The sequence below is a fragment of the Rhodococcus erythropolis R138 genome, from assembly GCF_000696675.2.
GTDB lineage: Bacteria > Actinomycetota > Actinomycetes > Mycobacteriales > Mycobacteriaceae > Rhodococcus_F > Rhodococcus_F erythropolis.
Map to the genome: position 1 here is coordinate 4,465,477 of NZ_CP007255.1, position 25,296 is coordinate 4,490,772.

At 64.8% G+C, this 25,296-nt stretch carries 23 protein-coding genes; 7 read left to right on the plus strand and 16 right to left on the minus strand.

The genetic code is table 11. The features are described from left to right. Window positions 1-114 precede the first annotated feature (114 nt). Window positions 115-1,161, plus strand: a complete 1,047-nt coding sequence (locus tag H351_RS20455) for an NAD(P)-dependent alcohol dehydrogenase (protein WP_019747921.1) — start codon at window positions 115-117, stop codon at window positions 1,159-1,161. A gap of 85 nt (window positions 1,162-1,246) precedes the next feature. Here H351_RS20455 and gatB read toward each other — a convergent pair whose 3' ends face one another. The 4 genes from gatB to H351_RS20475 form a co-directional block, all read right to left on the minus strand. Continuing rightward, on the minus strand, window positions 1,247-2,758 hold the full coding sequence (gene gatB, locus H351_RS20460) for an Asp-tRNA(Asn)/Glu-tRNA(Gln) amidotransferase subunit GatB (protein WP_019747920.1): 1,512 nt from the start codon (window positions 2,756-2,758) through the stop codon (window positions 1,247-1,249). Between the two features lie 25 nt (window positions 2,759-2,783). Further along, window positions 2,784-3,815 carry an ATP-dependent 6-phosphofructokinase gene (locus tag H351_RS20465; protein WP_019747919.1) on the minus strand — a complete coding sequence of 344 codons (1,032 nt, stop codon included), beginning with the start codon at window positions 3,813-3,815 and terminating at the stop codon, window positions 2,784-2,786. A gap of 115 nt (window positions 3,816-3,930) precedes the next feature. After that, a complete protein-coding gene (locus H351_RS20470; RefSeq protein ID WP_007729374.1) occupies window positions 3,931-4,593 on the minus strand; it encodes a response regulator in 663 nt (220 codons plus the stop codon). Between the two features lie 9 nt (window positions 4,594-4,602). Next, a complete protein-coding gene (locus H351_RS20475) occupies window positions 4,603-5,877 on the minus strand; it encodes a sensor histidine kinase (protein WP_029255104.1) in 1,275 nt (424 codons plus the stop codon). Between the two features lie 164 nt (window positions 5,878-6,041). Between H351_RS20475 and H351_RS20480 the strand changes: the two genes are divergently transcribed. Further along, window positions 6,042-6,716, plus strand: coding sequence for a hypothetical protein (locus tag H351_RS20480; protein WP_029255103.1), 675 nt, complete (start codon window positions 6,042-6,044; stop codon window positions 6,714-6,716). Continuing rightward, window positions 6,713-8,113, plus strand: a complete 1,401-nt coding sequence (locus H351_RS20485) for an alpha/beta-hydrolase family protein (RefSeq protein ID WP_029255102.1) — start codon at window positions 6,713-6,715, stop codon at window positions 8,111-8,113. Before H351_RS20480 ends, H351_RS20485 begins: the two co-directional genes overlap by 4 nt. Before the next feature lie 57 nt (window positions 8,114-8,170). Here the strand turns inward: H351_RS20485 and gatA are convergent, their stop codons facing one another. After that, window positions 8,171-9,649, minus strand: a complete 1,479-nt coding sequence (gene gatA, locus H351_RS20490; protein WP_019747914.1) for an Asp-tRNA(Asn)/Glu-tRNA(Gln) amidotransferase subunit GatA — start codon at window positions 9,647-9,649, stop codon at window positions 8,171-8,173. Continuing rightward, on the minus strand, window positions 9,646-9,945 hold the full coding sequence (gatC, locus tag H351_RS20495) for an Asp-tRNA(Asn)/Glu-tRNA(Gln) amidotransferase subunit GatC (protein WP_003944747.1): 300 nt from the start codon (window positions 9,943-9,945) through the stop codon (window positions 9,646-9,648). The genes gatA and gatC overlap by 4 nt, the downstream gene beginning before the upstream one ends. Window positions 9,946-10,223: 278 nt before the next feature. Between gatC and H351_RS20500 the strand changes: the two genes are divergently transcribed. Then, window positions 10,224-10,874 (plus strand): ACT domain-containing protein, encoded by a 651-nt coding sequence (locus H351_RS20500; protein ID WP_020969299.1) that lies wholly within the window; start codon window positions 10,224-10,226, stop codon window positions 10,872-10,874. Between the two features lie 13 nt (window positions 10,875-10,887). Here H351_RS20500 and H351_RS20505 read toward each other — a convergent pair whose 3' ends face one another. The 9 genes from H351_RS20505 to H351_RS20545 all read right to left on the minus strand — a co-directional run bounded on the left by H351_RS20505 (window position 10,888) and on the right by H351_RS20545 (window position 20,677). Further along, window positions 10,888-11,376, minus strand: coding sequence for a GNAT family N-acetyltransferase (locus tag H351_RS20505; protein WP_019747912.1), 489 nt, complete (start codon window positions 11,374-11,376; stop codon window positions 10,888-10,890). Window positions 11,377-11,423: 47 nt separating this feature from the next. Beyond that, window positions 11,424-13,505 carry an NAD-dependent DNA ligase LigA gene (gene ligA, locus H351_RS20510; RefSeq protein ID WP_020969298.1) on the minus strand — a complete coding sequence of 694 codons (2,082 nt, stop codon included), beginning with the start codon at window positions 13,503-13,505 and terminating at the stop codon, window positions 11,424-11,426. An 82-nt stretch (window positions 13,506-13,587) separates the two neighbouring features. Then, window positions 13,588-14,610: a uroporphyrinogen decarboxylase/cobalamine-independent methonine synthase family protein gene (locus H351_RS20515; protein WP_029255101.1), complete on the minus strand. Its 1,023-nt coding sequence runs from the start codon at window positions 14,608-14,610 to the stop codon at window positions 13,588-13,590. After that, on the minus strand, window positions 14,607-15,719 hold the full coding sequence (gene mnmA, locus H351_RS20520; RefSeq protein WP_029255100.1) for a tRNA 2-thiouridine(34) synthase MnmA: 1,113 nt from the start codon (window positions 15,717-15,719) through the stop codon (window positions 14,607-14,609). The genes H351_RS20515 and mnmA overlap by 4 nt, the downstream gene beginning before the upstream one ends. Then, window positions 15,719-16,948 (minus strand): cysteine desulfurase family protein, encoded by a 1,230-nt coding sequence (locus H351_RS20525; RefSeq protein WP_020907247.1) that lies wholly within the window; start codon window positions 16,946-16,948, stop codon window positions 15,719-15,721. The genes mnmA and H351_RS20525 overlap by 1 nt, the downstream gene beginning before the upstream one ends. Window positions 16,949-17,000: 52 nt before the next feature. After that, window positions 17,001-17,900 (minus strand): lysophospholipid acyltransferase family protein, encoded by a 900-nt coding sequence (locus H351_RS20530; RefSeq protein WP_020907246.1) that lies wholly within the window; start codon window positions 17,898-17,900, stop codon window positions 17,001-17,003. Beyond that, window positions 17,900-18,736, minus strand: coding sequence for a GNAT family N-acetyltransferase (locus H351_RS20535; RefSeq protein ID WP_029255099.1), 837 nt, complete (start codon window positions 18,734-18,736; stop codon window positions 17,900-17,902). The genes H351_RS20530 and H351_RS20535 overlap by 1 nt, the downstream gene beginning before the upstream one ends. 135 nt (window positions 18,737-18,871) lie before the next feature. Then, entirely contained in the window at window positions 18,872-19,828 is a 957-nt protein-coding gene (locus H351_RS20540) for an electron transfer flavoprotein subunit alpha/FixB family protein (protein ID WP_003944698.1), read from the minus strand. A gap of 48 nt (window positions 19,829-19,876) precedes the next feature. Beyond that, window positions 19,877-20,677: an electron transfer flavoprotein subunit beta/FixA family protein gene (locus H351_RS20545; protein ID WP_019747906.1), complete on the minus strand. Its 801-nt coding sequence runs from the start codon at window positions 20,675-20,677 to the stop codon at window positions 19,877-19,879. Between the two features lie 271 nt (window positions 20,678-20,948). Here H351_RS20545 and H351_RS20550 point away from each other — a divergent pair, with 271 nt between their 5' ends. Genes H351_RS20550 through H351_RS20560 form a run of 3 tightly spaced genes read left to right on the plus strand, consistent with a single transcriptional unit; the run spans window position 20,949 to window position 24,564 of the window. After that, a complete protein-coding gene (locus tag H351_RS20550) occupies window positions 20,949-21,758 on the plus strand; it encodes a class I SAM-dependent methyltransferase (protein ID WP_051636582.1) in 810 nt (269 codons plus the stop codon). A gap of 29 nt (window positions 21,759-21,787) precedes the next feature. Next, window positions 21,788-23,323: a 1,4-alpha-glucan branching protein domain-containing protein gene (locus tag H351_RS20555; protein ID WP_021343881.1), complete on the plus strand. Its 1,536-nt coding sequence runs from the start codon at window positions 21,788-21,790 to the stop codon at window positions 23,321-23,323. After that, window positions 23,320-24,564 (plus strand): glycosyltransferase family 4 protein, encoded by a 1,245-nt coding sequence (locus H351_RS20560; protein ID WP_020969294.1) that lies wholly within the window; start codon window positions 23,320-23,322, stop codon window positions 24,562-24,564. The genes H351_RS20555 and H351_RS20560 overlap by 4 nt, the downstream gene beginning before the upstream one ends. 10 nt (window positions 24,565-24,574) lie before the next feature. Here H351_RS20560 and H351_RS20565 read toward each other — a convergent pair whose 3' ends face one another. Continuing rightward, window positions 24,575-25,210: a maleylpyruvate isomerase family mycothiol-dependent enzyme gene (locus H351_RS20565; protein WP_019747902.1), complete on the minus strand. Its 636-nt coding sequence runs from the start codon at window positions 25,208-25,210 to the stop codon at window positions 24,575-24,577. Between the last annotated feature and the right edge of the window lie 86 nt (window positions 25,211-25,296).

The window sequence follows — 25,296 nt, forward strand, 5'->3', positions numbered from 1 at the left end:
GTTCGGTCACGGATCGCGTGACCGAACATGCACAGATGCGTACTCTTTTGTTAGCGGGGCTAAACACCCCGCTTGTGCCAGGAGCGGTTGGCCAACCACGACAAAGGAGTCGGAATGAAGGCAATCCAGTACACGAGAATCGGCGCGGAACCCGAACTCACGGAAATTCCCAAACCCGAGCCCGGTCCAGGTGAAGTGCTCCTGGAAGTCACCGCTGCCGGCGTCTGCCACTCGGACGACTTCATCATGAGCCTGCCCGAAGAGCAGTACACCTACGGCCTTCCGCTCACGCTCGGCCACGAAGGCGCAGGCAAGGTCGCCGCCGTCGGCGAGGGTGTCGAAGGTCTCGACATCGGAACCAATGTCGTCGTCTACGGGCCTTGGGGTTGTGGCAACTGTTGGCACTGCTCACAAGGACTCGAGAACTATTGCTCTCGCGCCCAAGAACTCGGCATCAATCCTCCCGGTCTCGGTGCACCCGGCGCGTTGGCCGAGTTCATGATCGTCGATTCTCCTCGCCACCTTGTCCCGATCGGTGACCTCGACCCGGTCAAGACGGTGCCGCTGACCGACGCCGGTCTGACGCCGTATCACGCGATCAAGCGTTCTCTGCCGAAACTTCGCGGAGGCTCGTTCGCGGTTGTCATTGGTACCGGCGGTCTCGGCCACGTCGCTATTCAGCTCCTCCGTCACCTCTCGGCGGCAACGGTCATCGCTTTGGACGTGAGCGCGGACAAGCTCGAACTGGCAACCAAGGTAGGCGCTCACGAAGTGGTTCTGTCCGACAAGGACGCGGCCGAGAACGTCCGCAAGATCACTGGAAGTCAAGGCGCCGCATTGGTTCTCGACTTCGTCGGCTACCAGCCCACCATCGACACCGCGATGGCTGTCGCCGGCGTCGGATCAGACGTCACGATCGTCGGGATCGGGGACGGCCAGGCCCACGCCAAAGTCGGGTTCTTCCAAAGTCCTTACGAGGCTTCGGTGACAGTTCCCTATTGGGGTGCCCGCAACGAGTTGATCGAATTGATCGACCTCGCCCACGCCGGCATCTTCGACATCGCGGTGGAGACCTTCAGTCTCGACAACGGTGCCGAAGCGTATCGACGACTGGCTGCCGGAACGCTCAGCGGCCGTGCGGTTGTGGTCCCTGGTCTGTAGACCGACAGCGGCAAAACGACAGCGGTAAATACTGATGCCCGGCCGAAGATTCGGCCGGGCATCAGTGTCAGAGATTCAGTGTGCGCTAGCTGCACGCCTCGATGACAAGTTCCTTCACACGAGCCGCGTCTGCCTGTCCTCGGGTGGCCTTCATGACGTCGCCGACGATCTTTCCGGCGGCCTGGACCTTGCCGCTGCGGATCTTGTCCGCGATGTCGGGGTTGGCTGCGAGTGCCTCGTCGACGGCTGCCTTGAGCTTGGTTTCGTCACGTTCGACGACCAGCTCCGGGTGGGCCGCGACAACCTGCTCCGGGTCACCCTCGCCGTCGAGGACGTGATCGACGACCTGGCGAGCGACCTTGTTGTTGAGCTTGCCGCTGTCGATGAGAGCTACGACCTGCGCAACCTGCGCCGGGGTGATCGGCAGAGCGCCGAGTTCGACGCCGCGGGTGTTGGCCTGCTGCGACAGGTAGGACAGCCACCAGGAGCGCGCTGCCTCGGGCGAAGCACCGGCCTCGGTGGTCGCGATCACCAGATCGATGGCGCCGGCGTTGACGAGGTCACGCATGACCTCGTCGGAGATTCCCCAGTCCTTCTGGATCCGCGCGCGGCGAATCCAGGGAAGCTCCGGCAAGGTGCCGCGCAGTTCTTCGACCCACTCGGCGCTCGGAGCAACAGGCTCGAGATCCGGTTCCGGGAAGTAGCGGTAGTCCTCGGCCGTTTCCTTGCGGCGTCCGGCGGCCGTGGTGCCGTCGGCTTCCTGGAAGTGGCGGGTCTCCTGGATGACCTCGCCGCCGGCGTCGAGAACTGCTGCCTGACGGCGCATTTCGTAGCGAACTGCGACCTCGACGCTCTTGAGGGAGTTGACGTTCTTGGTCTCGGTACGCGTTCCGAGTTCCTTGGCGCCGATCGGCATCAGCGAGATGTTGGCGTCGCAGCGCATCGATCCCTGATCCATCCGCACGTCCGAGACGTCGAGAGACTTGAGCAGATCACGAAGCGCCGTCACGTAGGCGCGGGCAACCTCGGGAGCGCGCTCACCGGCACCGTGGATGGTCTTGGTGACGATCTCCACCAGCGGCACCCCCGCACGGTTGTAGTCGAGCAGTGAGTGGCTCGCACCGTGGATACGGCCCGTAGCGCCACCGACGTGGAGGGACTTACCGGTGTCCTCCTCCATGTGTGCGCGCTCGATGTCGACACGCCACGTCGTCCCGTCGTCGAGGATCACGTCGAGGTATCCCTCGGTTGCGATCGGCTCGTCGTACTGGGAAATCTGGTAGTTCTTCGGCTGATCCGGGTAGAAGTAGTTCTTGCGTGCGAATCGGCCCCAAGGCGTGATGGAGCAGTTGAGCGCAAGGCCGATCCGGATCGCGGACTCGACAGCGGCTGCGTTCACCACCGGCAACGAACCGGGCATGCCCAGACAGACCGGGCACACCTGGGTATTGGGTTCGGCACCGAACTCGGTGGGGCACGGGCAGAACATCTTGGTCGCGGTGCCGAGTTCTACGTGCACCTCCATACCCATCACAGGCTCGTACTTGGTCAGTACTTCGTCGTAATCGAGGATGTCGGGCGCATCGACAGCAGTCATGGTGATCAGTTTATGCGTCTGCGGCTCAGCCGAAGAATGCGGCTGCCTCCTCGTAGCGCTCCTTGGGCACCGTCTTGAGTTTGCGGGTCGCCTCGGCGAGCGGAACGAGGTCGATGGACGTTCCGTGCAACGCGACCATCTGACCGAAATCTCCGCGGTGAGCTGCGTCGGTGGCATGAACGCCGAAGCGAGTGGCGAGGATGCGGTCGTGCGGCGTCGGGGTGCCACCGCGCTGGATGTGCCCGAGGACGGTGGTGCGAACTTCCTTGCCGATCCGGCGCTCGATCTCGTTTCCGAGCTGCTGCGCGACACCGGTGAAGATCTTGTGGCCGAACTCGTCTATGCCACCTTCGCGCAGGGTCATCGACGCGGGATCGGGCATCGCACCTTCAGCCACGACGCAGATGAAGTGGGAGTCGCCACGCTGGAAGCGCTTCTTGACCATCGCGCACACCTCGTCGACGTCGAACGGCTGTTCCGGAACCAGAGTCAGGTGTGCCCCCGACGCCAGTCCGGCTTGCAGCGCGATCCAGCCCGCGTGCCGGCCCATGACCTCGACGAGCATGACGCGCTGATGCGATTCAGCCGTGGTGTGGAGTCTGTCGATGGCGTCGGTCGCGACGGCCAAGGCGGTGTCGAAACCGAAAGTCACGTCAGTGCAATCGATGTCGTTGTCGATCGTCTTGGGCACGCCGATCACAGGCACGCCGCTCTCGGAAAGCCAACTGGCCGCGGTGAGTGTGCCTTCGCCGCCGATCGGGATCAGGACGTCGATCCCGTTGTCGTCGAGGGTCTGCTTGATCTGATCGAGGCCCGCGCGCAGTTTGTCGGGGTTCACGCGAGCGGTGCCGAGGATCGTGCCGCCGCGGGTGAGGATGCGGTTGATGCGGTCATCGGAGTCGAGCGGGACCTTGCGGTCCTCGAGCAATCCTCGCCAGCCGTCCCGGAATCCGACCACGGTACTGCCGTAACGACCGGCCGACGTACGTACGACGGCGCGGATGACCGCGTTCAAGCCCGGGCAGTCGCCGCCGCCCGTGAGGATTCCGATTCGCATAGTGCAGCACCTCTCGTGACCGGATTGTGGATCTTGGTGTCCATCTTCCCCCAGTCACCGTATTGCCGCAGGATAGCGGCGTTGCCGAGCCGCAACGCCGCGCCGCACGGGACCCCTAACCCGGCGTGACGAGCCCGCTTTCGTACGCCAACACGACTGCCTGGGCGCGATCGCGCAGATCGAGCTTGGACAGCACCTTCCCGACATGGGTCTTGACGGTCTGCTCGGCGACGAACAGCCGCTCGGCAATCTCGACGTTGGACAATCCGCGGGCGATCAGTTCGAGGACCTCGCGCTCACGCGGGGTCAGCGCATCGAGCGCTGCGGGCCGTGCGCGCGGTGCGGCCCGCCGGCTGGTCACATCGGCAATCAGGCGACGCGTCACCGTCGGCGCCAGCAAGGCCTGCCCTTCGGCGACGACGCGCACCGCCCGAATCAGTTCCTCAGCCGGTGCGTCCTTGAGCATGAAACCGCTCGCTCCGACGCTCAGGGCCTCGTAGACGTAATCGTCGATGTCGAAAGTGGTAAGCATGAGGACTCGCACCGGCGGCTCCCATCCGGCGGACAGAATCTGGCGGGCAGCGTCGAGTCCGTTCATCTCGGGCATACGAACATCCATCAACACCACGTCCGGACGCAATCGCGCGACCTCGGCGACGGCGATCTTGCCGTCCGGCGCATCGCCGATCACGCTGATGTCTGGCTGGGCGGAGAGTAGGGCTCCGAACCCTTGTCGAACCATCGCCTGGTCGTCTGCGATGAATACTGTGATGGGCACTCGGACAGCCTAGGCGGGCATCGACGGCAACTCGGCCCGGACCTCGAACCCTCCGTCCTCGCGCCGGTTTGCCAACAGCATGCCGCCCACCGCCGAAGCCCGCTCACGCATTCCGCGTATTCCGTTGCCACCAGTGGTTTCCGACGCCGAGTGCTGATTGCCACCCAATGGCGAAGGCCCGTTGTTCACGAGCGCGCTCACCGATTGCGGGCCGAACGCCACGGCGATCTCGATGGGTCCGCCTGGTGAATGCCTGGCCGCATTGGTAATCGACTCCTGAATGATCCGGTAGAGCGCAAGGCCCGTGGATTCCGAGACCGACGCTCGATCCCCGTCGACTCGCCACGACACCGGAAGTCCGGCACGGGTACTGCCGAGCAGCAGTTCGTCTAACTGATCGACGCCCGGTTGCGGGGCCGTCACCACGGAGTCACCGTCGCTGCGCAGCACTCCGAGGAGACCACGAATCTCGTTGAGCGCTGCTCGCCCTGTCTCACTTATCGATTCGAATTCGGTCCGGATCTCGGGAGTGACCGCATCGAGTCGGTACGGCGCACTCTGCGCTTGCACGACCACCATCGACATGTGGTGGGCCACGATGTCGTGCAAGTCGCGGGCGATCCGCGCCTTCTCCTCGAGGATCGTGCGCCGTGTGCGTTCGAGTTCGCTGACTTCCTCCTGCTTGGCCAACTGACGGCGCGAGAGAACCAACCAGCGGATCAGCAGGCAGAAGACCACCAGGGCGCTCAATCCGACGGCCCAACCGGCTCCGTCGCTTCCCGGAGCGTTGCCGAGGAAAAGCAGCACCGTGGCGATCCAGGCGACGCCGACAACCTGAATGGGCGCCCGCAGACTCACCGCGGCCAGCAACGACATCAGCACGATGATGTGGACGACCTGCCACGGGTAGTCGTAACCAGTCGTGTTGTCGAACACCAACGGGATGATCAGTGCCGACACCGCCGACACCGCCCATCCCAACGGAGCGTTGATCCGGATCAGGACAAACGGAAAGGCGGCCAACGCGGCGACGAACGGCATGATCGGTGGCGAAACATGATGCGTCAGTTGCAGTGTCGGCCAGGCAATCGAATAGAGGATCAGAGTGATCACTACGATGACGATGTTCCAGAACTGACCGCGGGCCACGAAACTGGTTGCCCGGCGCACCTTCTCCGAATGTACGACCGCCCCGTCGAGGCCGGACAGCACCGACCCGGCAGTGGTGTATGTCGGCGCGGGCACACCCGGTGCGCCTCTGTTCTTCCTTCGGACCTTGATCACCCGTCAAGCCTATGAAGGCGAACCCGGAAAGTCCTCATACTGCAGAGTGAGATCCCCCTACCTCCGAGGTATCACAGGGGAGGGAATTCTCACCCGATCGCACGTCGGAGAACCCCTCTCCAGTGCGATGACCGCCAGGATTGTCCGTTCATAGCGTGAACGGCATGCGGATCACACGAGTGAAAGACCTCTCTCGAAGCGCCGGCACCTGGGCTGCCCTGGCGCTTGCGGCAACGGCAGCGATCACCGTCACTGCCGGAGCGAGCGGAGCCGAGCCGCCGCGCACCGAGAATTCGAACGCATCCAGGGCGATCGCCACTGTGACTACCGCGGATGCCTCTGATGCTGCGACCACCATCCCGTCGGATTTCGCCGCATTTGCCGGCTACACGCCTACCGTCGTCGACGGATACCTCGCCAACCCCCACGGCGACTGCTCGTCACCGATTCCGCTTCCCGACGAATTCGACTCGGCCTGCAAAGCACACGATCTCGGGTACGACCTACTCCGCTACGCGCATTCGCACGGAACGGAACTGGGGCCGTGGGCCCGCCAGGTCCTCGACGGTCAGCTCGACGAGCGAATGCATGCGGCCTGTGAAGACCGCACGTCCTTTCTCTCACGTGGGTATTGCTTCGCGATGGCCGATGTCGCCGTCACAGCGGTGAACGGAAACTCTTGGCGCCAAAGCTATCTGACTCCGGTCGCGGAATCGGGGTTCGGTTACGGCACGGCCGGAGTTCTGGCAGTTTCCGCCCTCGGCTTCACCCTGATGCGATCGCGGCGCCTCGATCCGTCGAACGAGTTCTCCTTCTCCCCGAAAGCGATTGCAGCATGAGCGTTCTGAATGCGTCACGGACCCCCGTCCTCGCCCGAGTCGGGGCGCTCGCACTCCCCCGGGTGTCCGCGAGCGTCGCCGTGGCAGCGATGTCCGCCGTCTCACTTGCCCCTGGACTGCTGCCGAGATCAGCCGTACTCCAAGGGGTGTTCAGCGGTCTGCTCGTCGCGATCGGACTACTGGCGATGTGGGCGTTCTCCGCGGTAGCCCGTCGGCTCGTCCCCGACCGGGTCAAGGCCCGATTCGACGAACGTCATTGGCGCATCACCGCGTTCGGGTTGTCGACTGCCGGCACCGCAGTTGCGATGTTCGCCGCCGCCGGTTGGCAGAACTCGCTGCGAGCAGCGATGGGCGCACCGCCTGCCGGGCTGATCCACTGGGTGGAGGCGGGGTGCATTGCCTCGCTGACCGCCCTTGCACTCTGGGGCCTCGGGGTCGGACTTTCGAAGGCGCTGCGGTGGATGGGTTTCGCGCGGAGCGTGGGCGCACTGGTCATGGGAGTCCTCGGCGTGCAGTTGGTCGTCGGTCCCGCCGTCTGGAACGGTCTCGCCGATTCGTTCGACAAGTCCAACGCGTACATCGACACCGCTCTGACACAGCCACTTTCGACCTCCGCGACAGGCAGCTCCGAATCGCTCATCTCGTGGACCTCGATGGGCGCGGAGGGACGCAAGTTCGTTGCTGCAGGCGAAGACTCGGTGCGCGTCTACGCCGGTGTGGATTCCGCACCCGATGCCGCATCGCGTGCCGCTCTCGCCGTGAGTGAGCTCGATCGCGTCGGCGGCTTCGCCCGCAACAGCGTCGTGGTGGCCGTTCCGACCGGCTCGGGCTGGATCGACACCCACGCAGTCGACGGTATCGAGCAACGGTTCGGCGGAGACGTCGCGATAGTCGGACAGCAATACTCCGACGCACCCAGTTGGGCGACATTCCTGTTCAGCCGCGACGACGCCGAAGAATCAGCCACCGCCCTGTTCACAGCTGTCGGAAGCCACATTGCCGCGATGCCGGCCGAAGAGCGACCGGACCTGTTCCTCTACGGACAGAGCCTCGGCGCCGTCGGCGGCAGCGCCGCACTGACCGAGGCTCTGTCCGAGGGCAGTCCCATCGTCCCGTGCGACGTGTTGTGGGCCGGTCCCCCGGCCGGCGCGACACGAACGGACGGCGCAACCGTCCTCGCGAATACGTCCGACCCGGTGGTGTGGTGGTCCCCCGCCCTCGCGACGCAGAAGCCGGATCTGAGCCGTGCCGTGCAGGACGGCCCGATCCCGCAGTGGATCCCAGGCGTCACGTTCTTGCAGACAACTGTCGACATGCTCGGTTCGCTCGGTGTCCCCGCCGGTCACGGCCACCGCTACGGAACCGATCAGGGGACGGCTTTGGGGACTTGCTCCTGAAACTGCTGTGCGCCTTTATTAACCGCGGGGGGTTAATAAAGGCGCACAGCAAACAGGTCAGACTGCAGTTGCAATCGGGCCGCGAGCAGCTTCGTAGGCGGCACCGACACGGTAGAGGCGCTCGTCAGCCATGGCGGGCGCCATGATCTGCAAGCCCACCGGCAGGTTGTCGTCCGCGGACAGACCCGATGGCACCGACATCGCGCAGTGTCCGGCCAGGTTGGTCGGCAGCGTGCACAGGTCGGAGAGGTACATGGCCAACGGATCGCCGACCTTCTCCCCCAACTTCCACGGCGTGAACGGGCTGGTCGGCGAGACCAGTACGTCTACCTTCTCGTAGGCCTTGTCGAAATCGCGTGCGATGAGGGTACGAACCTTGAGCGCCGAACCGTAGTAGGCGTCGTAGTAGCCCGAGGACAGTGCGTAGGTACCGATCATGATGCGGCGCTTGACCTCCGGGCCGAAACCGGCGGCGCGGGTTGCCGCCATGACCTGGTCGGCACTCATGTTGCCTTCGTCGACCCGCAGTCCGTAGCGCATGGCGTCGAAGCGGGCCAGGTTGGACGAGACCTCACTGGGCAGCACCAGGTAGTACGACGCGAGCGCATGCTCGAAGCTCGGGCACGAAACCTCGACAACTTCGGCGCCCAAAGCCTTGAGTTGCTCGACAGCAGCGTCGAAGGAAGCGATGACGCCGGGCTGGTAGCTATCGGAGTGAAGTTCCTTGACCACACCGACTTTGACGCCGCGCAGGTCGCCGACTGCACCTTCACGTGCCGCAGCGACCACCGGACGCACGGGGGCGTCGATGGACGTGGAGTCACGCGGATCGTGCCCGGCGATGACCTCGTGCAGCAGAGCGGTGTCGAGCACGGTGCGACCACAGGGGCCACCCTGATCGAGCGAGGAGGCGCACGCGACGAGCCCGAAGCGCGAGACAGTTCCGTACGTCGGCTTGGTTCCGACCGTCGCGGTGACCGCAGCGGGCTGACGGATCGAACCGCCGGTGTCGGTGCCGATGGCCAACGGGGCCTGACGGGACGCGAGCGCTGCAGCGCTACCACCACCGGATCCGCCGGGGATGCGGGTGACATCCCACGGGTTACGCGTCGGACCGAATGCGGAGTTCTCCGTGGAGGAGCCCATCGCAAATTCGTCGAGGTTCGTCTTGCCGAGGATCGGGATGCCCGCAGCGCGAAGCTTGCTCGTCAGGGTCGCGTCGTACGGCGCAACCCAGCCTTCGAGAATCTTCGACGCACAGGTGGTCGGCATGTCCGTCGTTGTGAAGATGTCCTTCAACGCAATCGGAACTCCGGCGAGTGCCGAAGCGGGTTCGTTTCCGCCTGCGAGCGAGTTGTCCACTGCTGCGGCGGCTTCGAGAGCCTGTTCACCGGCAACGTGCAGGAAGGCGTGGTACTCGGTGTCGACGGCAGCGATGCGGTCGAGATGCGCCTGCGTGACCTCTACCGAGGACACCTCACGCGAGTGGATCTTGCCGGCCAGCTCAGCGGCGTCCAGCGTGGTCAGATCGGTCATTCGCCCTCTCCAAGGATCTGCGGAACCGCAAAGCGATCCTGTTCGACTGCGGGTGCTCCGGACAATGCCTGCTCGGGGGTCAACCCGGGCACGATCACGTCGGGGCGCGTCACGTTGGTGACGGCATTGGGGTTCGCCATGGGCGGGACGTCGTCGGCCGCAACCTCGGTGACCACCTTGACGTGGTTGAGAATCGAATCCAACTGACCGGCGAACTCGTCGAGTTCGGCATCGGACAGGGCGAGTCTGGACAGCCGCGCGAGGTGCGCGACCTCGTCACGGGAGATGGCAGGCACCGCGGGGCCCCTTTCGGAAGAGGACGTGAACATTGCCGGTCCAGCCTAGTTGCTCGCCGCGACAGACCTGTAAGCACGCCTGCTGTGTCGACCGGTACGCACGCCTACTGTGTCCACCGCCACGTCGAATCCACCTCGTGTTTCGCTCGTGTGACAAGCATGTGCACCCGGCGTGACCCCGCCGCGGCGCCCACCAACGCGTGCTGAGCAAGTGCAAAGATGGTTGTGGCCCGGGTCGACGTGATCCGGGCGAGAACCGATCAGCGAAAGGCACGCACGTGTCGTACCTGCTTCGCGTCCAACTGCCCGACCGACCCGGCAGCCTCGGCGCGCTCGCCGTAGCTCTCGGATCCGTGGGCGCAGACATCCTCTCCCTCGACGTCGTGGAGCGAGGCGACGGTTTTGCCATCGACGACCTCGTGGTCGACGTCGAACCGGGCGCACTGCCCGACACCTTGATCACCGCTGCCGAGCATCTGCCCGACGTGCTGGTCGATTCGATCCGCCCCTACGCCGGGATTCTCGACACCCATCGTGAGCTCGAACTCATCGATTCCGTTGCGACAGCCCGAAACGATCGACTACAGGTCCTCGTCGACGGCGCGCCGCGTGTACTGCGAGTCGGCTGGTGCGTCGTCGCGGACATCGGCAAGCACGGTGCGTACCGCGTCGTCGGTAGCGCCGGTGCGCCGGAAACCCATGCCACCGACATTCCGTGGATGCCACTGGACAAGCCCACCGCCCTCGACGGCGAGGCCGACTGGGTTCCGGACGTCTGGCGAGAGATGAACACCAGCCTCGCTGCCGCACCGCTCGGCTCCGGCAATCGCGTCCTCATGCTCGGTCGTCCCGGAGGACCCGAATTTCGCCCTTCGGAGATAGCCCGCCTCGGCTATCTCGCCGGAATCGTCGCGACAGTGCTGGGCTGACCAGGCCGGGTAATCAGGCCAGACCGCGAACCATGACCGTCAGCTCCATACCGCGAATCGGCTCCCACGCGCGCTCGGGATCGGGGACGAACCCGTTGCGGTCGTAGATACGACGAGCATCGACCATCTCGGGCTGCGTCGAGATGACCACCGAGTGATCGCCTCGGTCGTAGGCTTCGGCGATCACTGCGCGAACCAATGCGGTTCCGGCGCCCGATCCCCGAGCCTGCGGCGAGACCGCGAGCATGCGGAACTCGAGTTCGCCCTTCTGCGCAACATCCGCGAAGGGCGTGCCGGGTTCGGCGATCGTCAAAGAACCCACGACCTCTTCGCCGAGAACGGCAACCAGCACCCGCCCCTGCTCCACCCGAGTTGCGGTGTCTCGCAGGCGCTCCGCGTACGGCGATCCGCCGGCGACAAATCCGCCACCCACGTACGACTGCACAGTCAGTTCCCCGACGGTCTCGAACTCAGCCGGTAGAACTTCACGAATCTCGATCATGGCGTCACTATCGCACCCAGCACACCAATCTCAGAAATCGGACAAAGTCACTCTGATTCGTCCAAATCGGTGGGAGCGACCGCATCCGGGCCATCTTCGAGCAACCGCCGGAAGCCGTCTTCGTCGAGCACCGGCACACCCAATTCGACTGCCTTGTCATGCTTGGAACCGGGCGCTTCACCGACGACGACAAACGCAGTCTTCTTCGAGACCGACCCAGCCGCCTTACCGCCGCGCACCAGAATCGCTTCCTTCGCCTGATCTCGCGAGTACGTCTCGAGCGAACCGGTGACGACGATCGAGAGACCCTCGAGATTGCGCGGAATCGAGTCGTCTCGCTCGTCCTCCATGCGCACCCCGGCCGAAGCCCACTTGTCGACGATCTGCTGATGCCAGTCGACGGAGAACCACTCCACGACAGCGGCGGCGATCGTGGATCCGACACCGTCGACTGCGGCCAACTCGTCGACCGACGCTTCCCGAATACGTTGCAGCGAACCGAATTCGCCGGCCAACGCCCTCGCCGCAGTGGGGCCGACGTGCCGAATCGACAGTGCCACAAGCACTCTCCACAGCGGCTTGTCCTTGGCCGAATCCAGGTTGGCCAGCAAGCGTTTTCCGTTGGCAGACAGCGCTCCCGCATTGGTGCGGAAGATGGGAACCTCGATCAGTTTCTCGGCGTCGAGTGAGAAGAGGTCTCCCTCGTCACCGATGACCTTCGCCTCCAGCAGTCCGGTCGCGGCCTCGTAACCGAGCACCTCGATGTCGAATGCTCCGCGCCCCGAGACGTGGAACACACGCTCGCGCAACTGCGCCGGGCAGTGTTGCTGATTAGGGCATCGCACGTCGACGTCGCCCTCTTTCGCGGGTGCCAACAACGTGCCGCACTCGGGGCAGTGCGTCGGCATCACGAACTCGCGCTCGGTACCGTCACGAACGTCTGCCACGGGACCGAGAACCTCGGGGATGACATCTCCAGCCTTGCGCAACACCACGGTGTCGCCGATCAGCACACCCTTGCGCTTGACCTCCGAGCCGTTGTGGAGGGTGGCCAAGGACACAGTGGAACCCGCGACCGTGACGGGTTCCATGTACGCGAACGGCGTCACGCGACCCGTGCGGCCGACACTGACCCGGATGTCGAGGAGCTTGGTCGTGACCTCTTCCGGCGGGTACTTGTACGCGATCGCCCACCGCGGTGCGCGAGACGTGGTGCCCAGACGTCGATGCAACGACATCTCGTCGACCTTGACCACCAACCCGTCGATCTCGTGCTCGACGTCGTGGCGATGTTCTCCCCAGTACTTCATCTTTTCGACCACGGCGTCGGCGCCGACCACCCGCGAGGTGTGCGTGGACACCGGCAGCCCCCAGGCGGCGAGGGCCACGTAGGCGTCGTACTGCGAAGCCGGCTCGAAACCTTCCATGCGCCCGAACCCGTGGCAGATCATGCCGAGGCGACGACGCGCGGTGACGGCAGGATTCTTCTGACGCAGGGAGCCCGCCGCAGAGTTGCGCGGATTGGCGAACGGCGCCTTACCCTCCTCCACGAGGGAGGCATTGAGTGCCGCGAAGTCCTCGAGGCGGAAGAACACCTCTCCTCGCACCTCGAGCAAGGTTGGAATCGGGAATTCGTCCGTAGCGGTGAGCCGCTCCGGGATGTCGTTGATCGTCAGGGCATTGAGAGTGACCAACTCGCCCGTACGACCGTCGCCGCGGGTTGCCGCACGCACGAGTTTGCCGTTCTCGTAGACGAGATTGAGCGCGACACCGTCGATTTTCACTTCGCAGAGATAGTGCAGTTCCGGCCCGGTTTCCTGCTCTACCTTGGCGATCCATCCGCGGAGTTCGGACTCGTCGAAGACATTGTCGAGGCTGAGCATCCGCTCGAGGTGATCGACGGACGTGAAGTCCGTCGCGAATCCGCCGCCGACGAGTTGCGTCGGAGAGTCGGGAGTTCGCAGATCCGGGTACCGCTCTTCGAGAGCATTGAGCTGCCCGAGCAATGTGTCGAATGCACCGTCCGAAATGACGGGCGCGTCACGAACGTAGTAGCGGAACTGATGCTGGCGTACCTCTTCGGCCAGCTCCGTCCACTGCTCGCGCGCCTCGTTGGGCGCTGGCTGCATTGCATCCGCGGTTTCAGTCACAGCTAGAAGATTATCGGTTCACACCGACACACCACACGACTCCACGTCAGAACGCAACACATCAGAACGCCGACGGATCGTCCACCAATGCCTTGCCGACGTCTGTGCACAACCGAAGGGATGCTCGACTCCACTCGAGGCTCGCACCCGCCAGACCACAGCTTGGGGTTACCGCGACCTGGTTCTGCAGGAGTTCACGCGAGAAGCCGAGACGATCGATCAGGGTGACGGCGGGCATCGCGCACTCTTTCCACGTCACCGGCTTTTCCGGCGGGTCGGAAGGAACCAGACCGAGAGCCAATTCCTTGCCGGCGTCGAACAACTGGCCGATGCCGTCCAGATCACGTGAGCCGATGAGCGACATGTCGAAGCTCACGCCGAACGCCTGGCTTCGCCTCAGCAGATCCCACGGCATGTCGGCGCCGCAACTGTGGACGATTGTGGGCAGTCCGCAACCGCTGATCGTCGAGTCGAGAACGGCGAGCGCCTCGGGTTCCGGCAGAGCCGGAACGCTCTCCATCTTGGTGCGCCCGGGTAGTGAACCGGCCAGCACTGCCGCGATCTGCGGCTCGTCCAATTGGATCACCACCCGGGCACCGGTACGACGAGTGACCTCGGCGGCGTGGCGCGCGAGCCCCTCACCAAGTGATTCGGCGATGTCCCGGAGTGCCCCACGGTCGACGAGAACTCGCGAACCGTTTGCAACCTCGATCTCGGCGCCGAGTGTCAGCGGGCCGGCAGCTTGAAGCTTGATCACGTGGTCTCCGCCGACCAGACGGGCCGATTCCCAGGCTTCCTCGAGTGCGTCGAGATCCTGATTCAGGAAGTCCTCGGCTCGCTTCGCGACGTTGCCCCGCCGAGGCACGACGCGATAGGCGCGGGTCGAGGCGTCGAGGTTGATGTCGACCAGAATGGCGCCTGCTCGGCCGACCATGTCAGCGCCGAGACCGCGGCTCGGCAACTCCACCAGGTGTGGGAAACCGCCCAGTTCGCCAAGGATGGTTGCGGCGCTCTCGCGGGCGTCCGCGCCCGGCCAGGATCCGATTCCGGTGACCAGGCCACCGATGGAAACCTGCTGTGTCACAGTGTGTTCGGCTCGGATTCGGTGCCGGAGATGGTGCCACTGCCGAGAACCTGGTCGCCCAGTTCGCTGTCGGGGCGATACAGCACGACGGCCTGGCCCTTCGCGACGCCGGTCAGTGGTTCGCGCAACGAAATGGAGATGCCGCCGCCCGAAGTACCGTCGTCGACGGCCTCGGCGACGGCCTGCGCCAGTCCGCCGTGCGCACGGACCTGCACCATGCACTCGACGGGGCCTTCCGGCGCCTGGCCCGAGGTCCAGATCGCGCGCTGGGCCGAGATGGCCCAGACGTCGAGATTCTTGGCCGAACCGACTCGCACCGTTCCGGTTTCGGGCTCGATCGCGGTCACGTACCGCGGACGGCCGTCACCTGCGGGACCTTCGACGCCGAGCCCCTTGCGCTGTCCGATCGTGAAGCCGTGTACGCCGTCGTGTGCAGCGAGGACCTCACCCGAATCGGCGTCGACGACGCTTCCGGGACGAACGCCGATGCGCGCACCCAGGAATGCTCGGGTATCGCCGGTCGGGATGAAGCAGATGTCATGGCTGTCAGGCTTGTTCGCCACAGCCAGACCGCGCTCGGCGGCTTCCTCGCGGATCTGTTCTTTCGGTGTGTCACCGATCGGGAACATCGCGCGCGAAAGCTGATCAGCCGTCAGCACACCGAGGACATACGACTGATCCTTGTCCGCGTCGACCGCCCGGCGCAGGACGCCGCCTTCGAGGCGCGCGTAGTGACCGGTCGCCACGGCATCGAAGCCGAGAGCGACCGCACGGTCGGCGAGTGCGGTGAACTTGATCTTCTCGTTGCACCGCAGGCACGGATTGGGGGTCTCACCCGCTGCGTACGACGCCACGAAGTCGTCGATCACGTCTTCCTTGAAGCGATCGGCGAAATCCCAGACGTAGAAGGGTATTCCGAGGACGTCGGCAGCGCGCCTGGCGTCGCCGGCATCTTCCTTCGAGCAGCATCCACGCGAACCCGTCCGCAATGCACCCGGCGCCGTGGACAGCGCAAGATGAACGCCGACGACGTCATGTCCGGCGGCAACAGCGCGGGCGGCGGCGACAGCGGAGTCGACACCTCCGCTCATGGCTGCGAGTACTCGCATCAGCGATCCCCTCCACGCGAACCGGCACCGGCAAGACCGGCGGCCCGAGCGCGCTCTACTACTTGTGGAAGCGCAGCGATCAGCGCGTCCACATCGGTGACACTCGACGTATGTCCGAGCGAAAATCTCAGTGAGCCACGCGCGACGGGCGATTCGACGCCCATCGCGATCAAGACATGGCTGGCTCTGGCCACACCGGCGGTGCAGGCCGAACCGGTGGAACATTCGATACCGGCGGCGTCGAGCAGCATCAGCAACGAATCGCCCTCGCAGCCGGGGAAGGTGAAGTGCGCGTTACCGGGAAGCCGATCGGATCCGGTCGGGCCGTTGAGCACCGACTCGGGAAGAATCTCCAGGACTCCGTCGATCAAACGGTCACGCAACTGCGCCAATTCCCTTGTGCTGGAATCGAAGTTCTCGACGTTTGCGCGCAGCGCCGCAGCCATCCCGACAACGCCCGCAGTATCCGGAGTGCCCGAACGCAGATCACGTTCGTGTCCGCCGCCGTGAAGGAGCGGCACACACGGAACCTGGCGTCCGAGCAGCAGTGCGCCGACGCCGTGCGGACCACCGAACTTGTGCGCCGCGATGCTCAGCGCGGACAACTTGCTCGCCGCGAAATCGACCGGCAATTGCGCAACGGCCTGAACCGCGTCGCTGTGCATCGGAATCTCGAACTCAGCCGAAATCTCCGCCAACTCCACGATCGGCATGATGGAGCCGACCTCGTTGTTGGCCCACATCACCGTCACGAGTGCTACCTCGTCGGCGTGGACGGAAAGCTCGTCGCGCAAGGTCTGCGGGTCAACGACACCGTTCTCGTCGACCGGCAACCACGTCACGCGCGCGCCCTCGTGCTGCTCGAGCCACTCAACGGCGTCGAGCACCGCATGATGCTCGACGGAGCTCGCCAGGATGCGAGTGCGTCGCGGATCAGCGTCACGGCGAGCCCAGTAGATGCCCTTGACCGCGAGATTGTCGCTCTCGGTTCCGCCGGAGGTGAAGATGACCTCCGACGGCCGCGCACCCAGGCTGGCGGCGATCGATTCGCGCGATTCCTCGACGCGGCGCCGGGCCGCACGGCCGGAACCGTGCAGCGAGGACGCGTTGCCCACGGTTTTGAAGGTATCGGTCATCGCCTCGATAGCGGCTGCCGACATCGGAGTCGTGGCGGCATGATCGAGGTACACCGGAAATCCGGCGTGGGCACTGGGTGCAGGCAGAGTCATGGCTTGACAAGGATAGCCCAGCACGAGAGTTCGCCCAGCCTCGCTCAGCAGGCTAAGCGGTCATTGCCGGGGAGGTATCGATTTGTCCCACGGCTTGTGTCACGAGTTCCGGTGCGGGGTCGAAGATGTCGTGAGCTGCCAAATCGATGGTTTCGACGCCACGTACGGCTCTCTCGCATCGCTGCGCGAGGTCGACTCGACACTCCCCTGCCTCCTCGAGCGGAGCCAGCCTGACCTTCACCTCGACGTTCTTCTGACGCAGGATCCGACGGATGGACTGACCGATAGTTTCGGTGCCGACAAAGCACGGTCCGGTGCACAGGGAACCGTCGGCGTTCTCGTAGCGGATCGCCATCGGCTGAACCGGGCATTCGGCGTCGACGGCAGCTTGGAACATCGCCGGGCGAAAACCTCCGTACGCCCGCCCGCACCAGGTCGTTCCCTCGGGAAACACCATTACGCGGACACCACGCTGAAGTCGTTCGCGAACGACGTCGACGGTTCCGGGAAGTTCACGCAGTCGGGCGCGATCGATGGGCACTACGCGCATCCGGCGCGCGAGACCACCGAGCACTGCCCAGTCGAGCAGGTCGGCACGGGCGACGAAGTTGGCCGGGGCAACGGCACTCGCGACGAGGACGTCGGTCCACGACACGTGACCGGCGACAACCATCACGCCCGCCGGTTCGGCGCGCCCCAACCGCTGATCGTCGACCGTGAGCTTCATTCCCAGACAACGCAGCAACGCGCGCGAGTATCCGCGTTGCATCTCCGTACGCCAGGTGCGCGGGAGCAGCCAGCCGGCCGAGAGCACCGGCGCAGTCACCAGTGCGGCGCCGACCATGACCCCGCGGGCCATCACGGTGATACTCGACACACCGGGTGCGTCCGTAGGTAGGCACCCGTCGCCGCAGGGGCTCGTCGGCACCCAGTACGGCACCGTCGCGGTCATCAGCCGATCCCCGATTCGTGTGCGGCGGCCGCCGATCGCAGCCGTTCCAGATAGCGCTTGTTGGCGGAGTGAAGGCCTTGCAGCGCAACAAAATCGGCCACACCGAACTCGGGATCGTGAGCAGGTTCCCCGCAGATCATCGCGCCCATCCGCAAGTAGCCACGGAGCAACGGCGGCATCGTCACGCGTTCCGGTGCGGCAATCTCGTCGAGCGTCAGACCGCCGAGGACCACCGGGTTTCGTGGCGTCACCCGCCGCGACCCCGGACTGGCGTGTTTGTTCATCACGAAGTCACGGACGCCGCGGACATCGGCGCCGGCAATTGAATCGGGGCTCGGCAAGATGGGCACGGAGACGCAGCCCATCACCCACTCGTATCCGGTCAGTTCGAGATAATGCAGGATGCCCGACCACATCAGGCTCAGGACGGATCCGGTGCGGTGCGCGGGATCGACGCACGCGCGACCCATTTCGACGATCCTGTTCGACACCGGATCGAGCGCGGAGATGTCGAATTCGGTTGCGGTGTAATACCCACCCGCCGCCGCAGCGGAATCCGGCGGCAGCATTCGGTAGCAGCCGACGTACTCCTCGGTGATGTTGTCACGAACGAGTAGATGATCACAGAATTCGTCGAAGCCGTCGGCGTCGAGTTCGAAGACCCCGGCCGAGGCCGGGAGGGAGAAGCCTGGCTCGGAGGCGAACACTCGGTATCGAAGGCGCTGCGCGGCGACACGATGCTCGCGGTCGGAGGAGACGATCAGGGAATATCTCGGCTGGGCGACCTCACGGCCGAGATTGTCACTCGCGGAGCGAAGGACTGACGTAATTGTCATGCGCAAGGTTTATCGAGCGCGAACGGCGTCTCGGTATCGGCGAAGTGACATGCCGATGCAGGCCGGGTGAATAAAGCACTGTGCGCCTTTATCAACCGCGGGGGGTTGATAAAGGCGCACAGCAGTTTGTGCTTTTTAGCCCTTGTGGGACTTCACAGCTTCGGTGAGCTGCGGTGCGACGTTGAACAGGTCGCCCACGATGCCGAAGTCGGCGATCTCGAAGATGGGTGCCTCTTCGTCCTTGTTGACCGCGACGATGGTCTTGGACGTCTGCATGCCGGCGCGGTGCTGGATGGCACCGGAAATGCCGAGCGCGATGTACAGCTGCGGGGAGACCGTCTTACCGGTCTGACCGACCTGGAACTGTCCGGGGTAGTAACCCGAGTCCACAGCGGCACGCGAAGCACCGACTGCAGCACCGAGGGAATCGGCCAGCTCTTCGACGACGGAGAACTTGTCCGCGCTGCCGACGCCACGTCCACCGGAGACGACAACCGACGCCTCGGTGAGCTCGGGGCGGTCGCCGCCGACAATGGGCTCACGCGAGGTGACCTTGACGGCACTCTCGTCCTGAGCCGGAACCTCGACGGTGATCTGCTCGCCTGCGCCGGCCTGCGGAGCAGCCTCGACTGCACCCGGACGAACCGAGTAGACGGGAACGTCGCCGTTGGCCTTGGCTTCGACGGTGAACGCGCCACCGAAGATGGAGTGGACGCCGGTGCCGTCAGCCTTGATCTCGATGACGTCGGTCAGCAGTCCGGAGCCCAGACGTGCGGCCAGACGACCGGCAACCTCTTTGCCCTCGGTGCCGGCTGCGGTGATGACTGCTGCCGGGCTGGTGGACTCGACCAGAGCGGCGAGAACGTCGACCTTGGGGGTGACGAGGTAGCCGTCGATGTCGTCGGACTCGGCGACGTAGATCTTCTCGGCTCCGGCTGCTGCCAGAGCGTCGGCGAGCTTTGCTGCGGTGCCCGCGGGGCCGGCGACAACTGCCGACGGCTCACCGAGTGCGCGTGCAGCGGTGATGAGTTCGGTGCTGACCTTCTTCAGCGCACCCTCTGCGTGCTCTACGAGCACAAGTACTTCTGCCATGACTTAACTCTCCCTGAGTTCTTCTGCTGGATGTCTAGAAGGGCGCGATCAGATGACCTTGTTGCTGACGAGGTAAGCGGCGATCTTGGTGCCACCGTCTCCCTCGTCGGCGATGCGCTCACCAGCGGTACGGGGGGGCTTCGGAGTGGAGGACGTCACGGTGGTGCCGGCGTTGGCAACTCCGACGGTCTCCGGGTCGACTCCGAGGTCGGCCAGCGTGTAAACGAGAACTTCCTTCTTCTTCGCGGCCATGATGCCCTTGAAGGACGGGAAGCGCGGCTCGTTGATCTTCTCGGTGACCGAGACGATCGCGGGCAGCGAAGCCTCGAGGCCGAAGACGCCCTCGTCGGTCTCGCGCTCACCGGTGATCTTGCCGTCGGCGACGACGACCTTGCGCAGCTGCGTGAGCTGCGGGATGCCCAGGTACTCGGCGATGATGGCCGGAACAGCGCCGACGCGGCCGTCGGTGGCCTCGTTGCCGGCGATGATCAGGTCGGCAGGCTCGTCGTTCTCGAAGGTGATCTGTCCGAGAGCAGCAGCGAGCGTCCATGCGGTCTGGATCGCGTCGGAGCCGTGCAGTGCCGGGTCGTTGATGTGGACGGCCTTGTCGGCGCCCATCGACAGAGCCTTGCGGATAGCGTCGGTGGCGCGGTCGGGACCTGCGGACAGCACCGTTACCTCACCGCCCTGAGCTTCCTTGATGAGGAGTGCTTCTTCGACGGAGCGCTCGTTGATCTCGTCGAGGACTGCGTCAGCGGCTTCACGGTCAAGCGTGTAGTCGCCGTCGGTCAGCTTGCGCTCGGACCATGTGTCGGGGACCTGCTTGATCAAAACAACGATATTCGTCATGGGTCTTCGTCGACCTCCTGTGTGTAATTCACCTGATAAATCGTCTGTGGTGCTCGCGCAGTCCGAGCGTCCGAAAAGAGAGTCCGACAGGTCTCCCCACGGGCGAATTTCTCGGTTCACGTCGGCTGTGCGTTAGATTACCCCACGTTAAGTTACCGGTGGGTAACTTAACGTGGAACCTCGTCCACCATAACGGCACGAACAGGAATTGACAGCAGTGATCTGGACCACGGCGAACACGTTCTACTCGGATGGCACTAATCTCGCACGGGTGAGTGAAACGAGTGTCAGCAACCACGAGGACGCACCCCTGCCCTTGACGGGCGAACGAACCGTGCCAGGAATCCCCGAGGAGAACTACTGGTTCCGACGCCACGAAGTGGTGTACCGCGCACTTCTGGAGCGCTGCACGGACCGCCGAGTCCTCGAGGCCGGATCCGGAGAAGGCTACGGCGCCAACATGATTGCGGACGTCGCAACGAAGGTTACCGGCCTCGACTACGACGTCTCCGCGGTCGAACACGTTCGTGCGCGCTACCCCCGCGTCGAGATGCTTCACGGCAACCTCGCCGAGCTTCCACTGGCCGACAACTCGGTTGACGTCGTCGTCAATTTCCAGGTTATCGAGCACCTGTGGGATCAGGGTCAGTTCCTGCGCGAGTGCTTCCGAGTTCTCGCTCCCGGCGGTGAACTTCTGATCAGTACCCCCAACCGGATCACGTTCTCCCCCGGCCGCGACACGCCGCTCAACCCTTTCCACACTCGTGAGCTCAACGCCGCCGAAATGACCGAATTGCTCGAAGACGCCGGATTCCGCGTTCAGTTGATGACCGGCGTCCACCACGGTTCACGCCTGAAGGAACTCGACGCCAAGCACGGCGGATCGTTCATCAACGCGCAGATCGACCGCGCGTTGGCCGGTGAGCCCTGGCCCGAAGATCTCACCCGCGACGTCGAGGGCATCACCGTCGACGACTTCAGCATCAGCGAACCCGACATCGACGACAGCCTCGACCTCGTCGCTATCGCCGTGAAAGACAGCGCTGCGAAGGACACTGCCGTGAAGGAATCCGGCGAGTGAGTAACGCAACACCCGTCACCGAACCGGGGATGTTCGCCCTGGTTCTGCACTCCCATCTGCCGTGGCTCGCCAACCACGGCAGATGGCCCGTCGGCGAAGAATGGATCTACCAGTCCTGGGCTGCGTCGTACATTCCGCTTGCCGCCGCGCTACGACGCCTGGCCGACGAGGGCCGATCGCACCTGCTGACGCTGGGAATCACGCCGGTGCTCGCGGCCCAGTTGGACGATCCCCACTGCCTCGCCGGCATGCATCACTGGCTCGGCAACTGGCAGATCCGTGCACATGAGGCCGCCGGCATGCCGGACGCAGCGCACCGCGAACTCGGAGCGCGCGAACACCGAGCGTCCGCAGCGGCTCTCGAAGATTTCGAGACTCATTGGCAGCACGGCGCCTCACCCGTGTTCCGCGACCTCATCGACCGCGAGGCCTTCGAGCTTCTCGGCGGGCCGCTGGCCCACCCGTTCCAGCCGCTGCTCGACCCTCGCTTGCGTGCGTTCTCCCTCCGCGAAGGTCTCGCCGACGCGCATGCCCGGTGGAACCACACTCCGACCGGGATCTGGGGGCCCGAGTGCGGGTACACCCCGGGCATGGAGCGCGGGTACGCCGAAGCGGGTGTCACCCACTTCATGGTCGACGGTCCCGCCTTGCGCGGCGACACGTCCCTCGGTCGCCCGGTTCGAGAATCCGACGTGGTTGCCTTCGGCCGCGACCTTCAGGTCAGCTACCGCGTCTGGTCCCCGAAATCCGGATATCCGGGTCACGCTGCTTACCGCGATTTCCACACCTACGACCACGAGACGGGTCTCAAGCCCTCGCGGGTCACCGGCCGGACCGTCGACTCCGCCGACAAGTTGCCGTACGACCCCGAACTCGCCGCCGCCGCCGTCGACAAGCATGTTGCCGACTTCGTCGAAACCGTTCGGGCGCGTCTGCGCAGCGAATCCACCCGCATCGGCCGCGACGCCCTCGTGGTCGCAGCATTCGACACCGAACTGTTCGGGCACTGGTGGCACGAAGGCCCGCAGTGGCTCGAGAAGCTCCTGCGCGCGCTTCCGGAAGCCGGAATTCGCGTCGGCACCCTCGCCGACGCCAAGGAATCGGGATACGTCGGCGAACCCGTTCAACTCGAGGATTCGTCCTGGGGATCGGGCAAGGACTGGCGCGTGTGGGCCGGCGATCAGGTGTCCGACCTCGTGCAACTGAACTCCGAAGTAGTCGATACCGCCCTCACCACCGTGGACAAGTCTCGCGGCCGCGACAACGCACCCGGCCGACCGGAACTGCGAAACCGGGTCAACGATCAGGTCCTTCGCGAGACACTGATGACAGTTTCGAGCGATTGGGCATTCATGGTGAGCAAGGATTCGGCCGCGGGGTACGCCCGTGAACGCGCACACAAGCACGCCCACGCGACCCGGGAAATCTCCGAAGCGCTCGTTTCCGGCCGCGATGCCGTCGCCGAGCGACTGGCCGAAGGCTGGAATCGCGCCGACGGATTGTTCCCGGGGCTGGATGCTCGCCGTCTGCCTGACACAGAACTGGTGAACGGGAGCGCGTCGTGAAGATTCTCATCGTCTCGTGGGAGTACCCACCGGTCGTTGTCGGCGGCCTCGGCCGACACGTCCACCATCTCGCCACCGAGCTTGCGGCTGCAGGCCACGAAGTCGTGGTTCTCTCGCGCCGCCCCTCCGGCACCGATGCGTCGACGCACCCGACGGTCACGCACATCTCCGAAGGCGTACTGGTCGTCGCAGTGGCCGAGGACCCGGCACACTTCGTCTTCGGCGAGGACATGCTCGCGTGGACCCTCGCGATGGGTCACGCGATGGTCCGTGCCGGGATGGCGCTGCACAAGCCAGGAGTGGGCGAGGGCTGGCAACCGGACGTCGTGCACGCACACGACTGGCTGGTCGCACATCCGGCGATCGCCTTGGCCGAATTCTATGACGTCCCACTGGTTTCCACGCTTCACGCCACCGAGGCGGGTCGCCACAGCGGCTGGATCTCCGGACGCATCAACCGCCAGGTCCACTCGGTCGAGTGGTGGCTGGCAAACGAATCCGACTCTCTCATAACCTGTTCGGCGTCCATGCAGGAAGAAGTGACCGAACTCTACGGTCCGACGCTGCCGCCGATCACTGTCATCCGCAACGGAATCGACGTGACCACGTGGAGCTTTCGCGAACGTGGACCGCGGTCAGGGCCGCCGAAACTCCTCTTCGTCGGCCGCCTGGAATACGAGAAGGGTGTGCAGGACGCTATCGCGGCACTCCCCCGAATCCGTCGTAGCCACCCCGGCACGACCCTCGCGATCGCGGGCGAAGGCACCCAGTTCACCTGGCTCTACCAACAGGCGCGCACACATCGCGTCGCGCGGGCAGTGGACTTTCTCGGCAACCTCGATCACACGGAACTGCTCAGCTGGCTGCACGGTGCGGACGCCATCGTCCTGCCGTCGCGCTACGAGCCGTTCGGGATCATCGCCCTCGAAGCGGCGGCAGCCGGCACGCCGCTGATCACGTCCACCGCAGGCGGACTGGGCGAAGCGGTAGTCGACGGGGTGACCGGGATGTCGTTCCAACCGGGTGACATCGCCGGGCTCACCTCGGCGGTCCGCGAGGTTCTCGACGATCCCGCCGGGGCGCAGGAACGGGCAGTGGCCGCCCGGGCACGCCTGACGTCGGACTTCGACTGGCATCAGGTCGCCGAGGAGACTGCTCACGTCTACGCGGGCGCAAAGCGTCGGGTGCGGCAGCCGTTGGCGCGGCCGCAGATTCCCGAGCGGCCGCTCCCTGGTCGCTGAAGCGCTGACCTCAGCGGGTCGGGAGGGGCGCGGTGAAGCGAGAACTCGCATCCCCGAGCAGATGGCCTGGTGGCAACATCCGGCCACACAACACCAGCAACAAGTCCTGCGCCGCTCCGTGAACCTCGGCGCCGGCACCGTACGTCCAGTCTCGGTCGTCGGCGCGCAACCGAGCGCCGTCGAGGTCAGTCCCGAAATACTTCACGGTTTTGGGCGAGAGTCCGCTGAGCACACGAGTGAGCCGGTCTTCGGGCACCACGTAGTCGTCGCCGAGTGCCACGCGAATGTCCTGACCGTGGATCACGTCGTGTGAGAGTGCACCCTCGAAGCCACCGCCCGGCGGCTTCCACGGGTGTGCGACGTTGTCGCGAAGCGAGGCAAGCAGTTGTTGCTCACCGACTTCCGACGCGTCGGCGAGCGCTCGCCGATTCGACATCTTGTTGAAGTTTCCGCGTGACTTGACCATTTCCACGACGAATCGCGGCGCCGAGTATCGGTAGGGCATGGTGATGTGCGCGATCACTTCGCGGACCCGCCACCCGTCGCACAGGGTCGGCGCGTTCCACTGCTCCGCGCTCAGGCCTTCGAGAAATCCCACCAGTTCGCGGCGCTGCGCCACGACCCATTCGGGTGTCTGTTCGCTCATGTCGGCACTCCTTTCACCGGCGCAGACTTTCGGCGCCGATACCGATACAGACCGGTGGCGGCGCCGAAAGTAATCGCTGGTTCTGC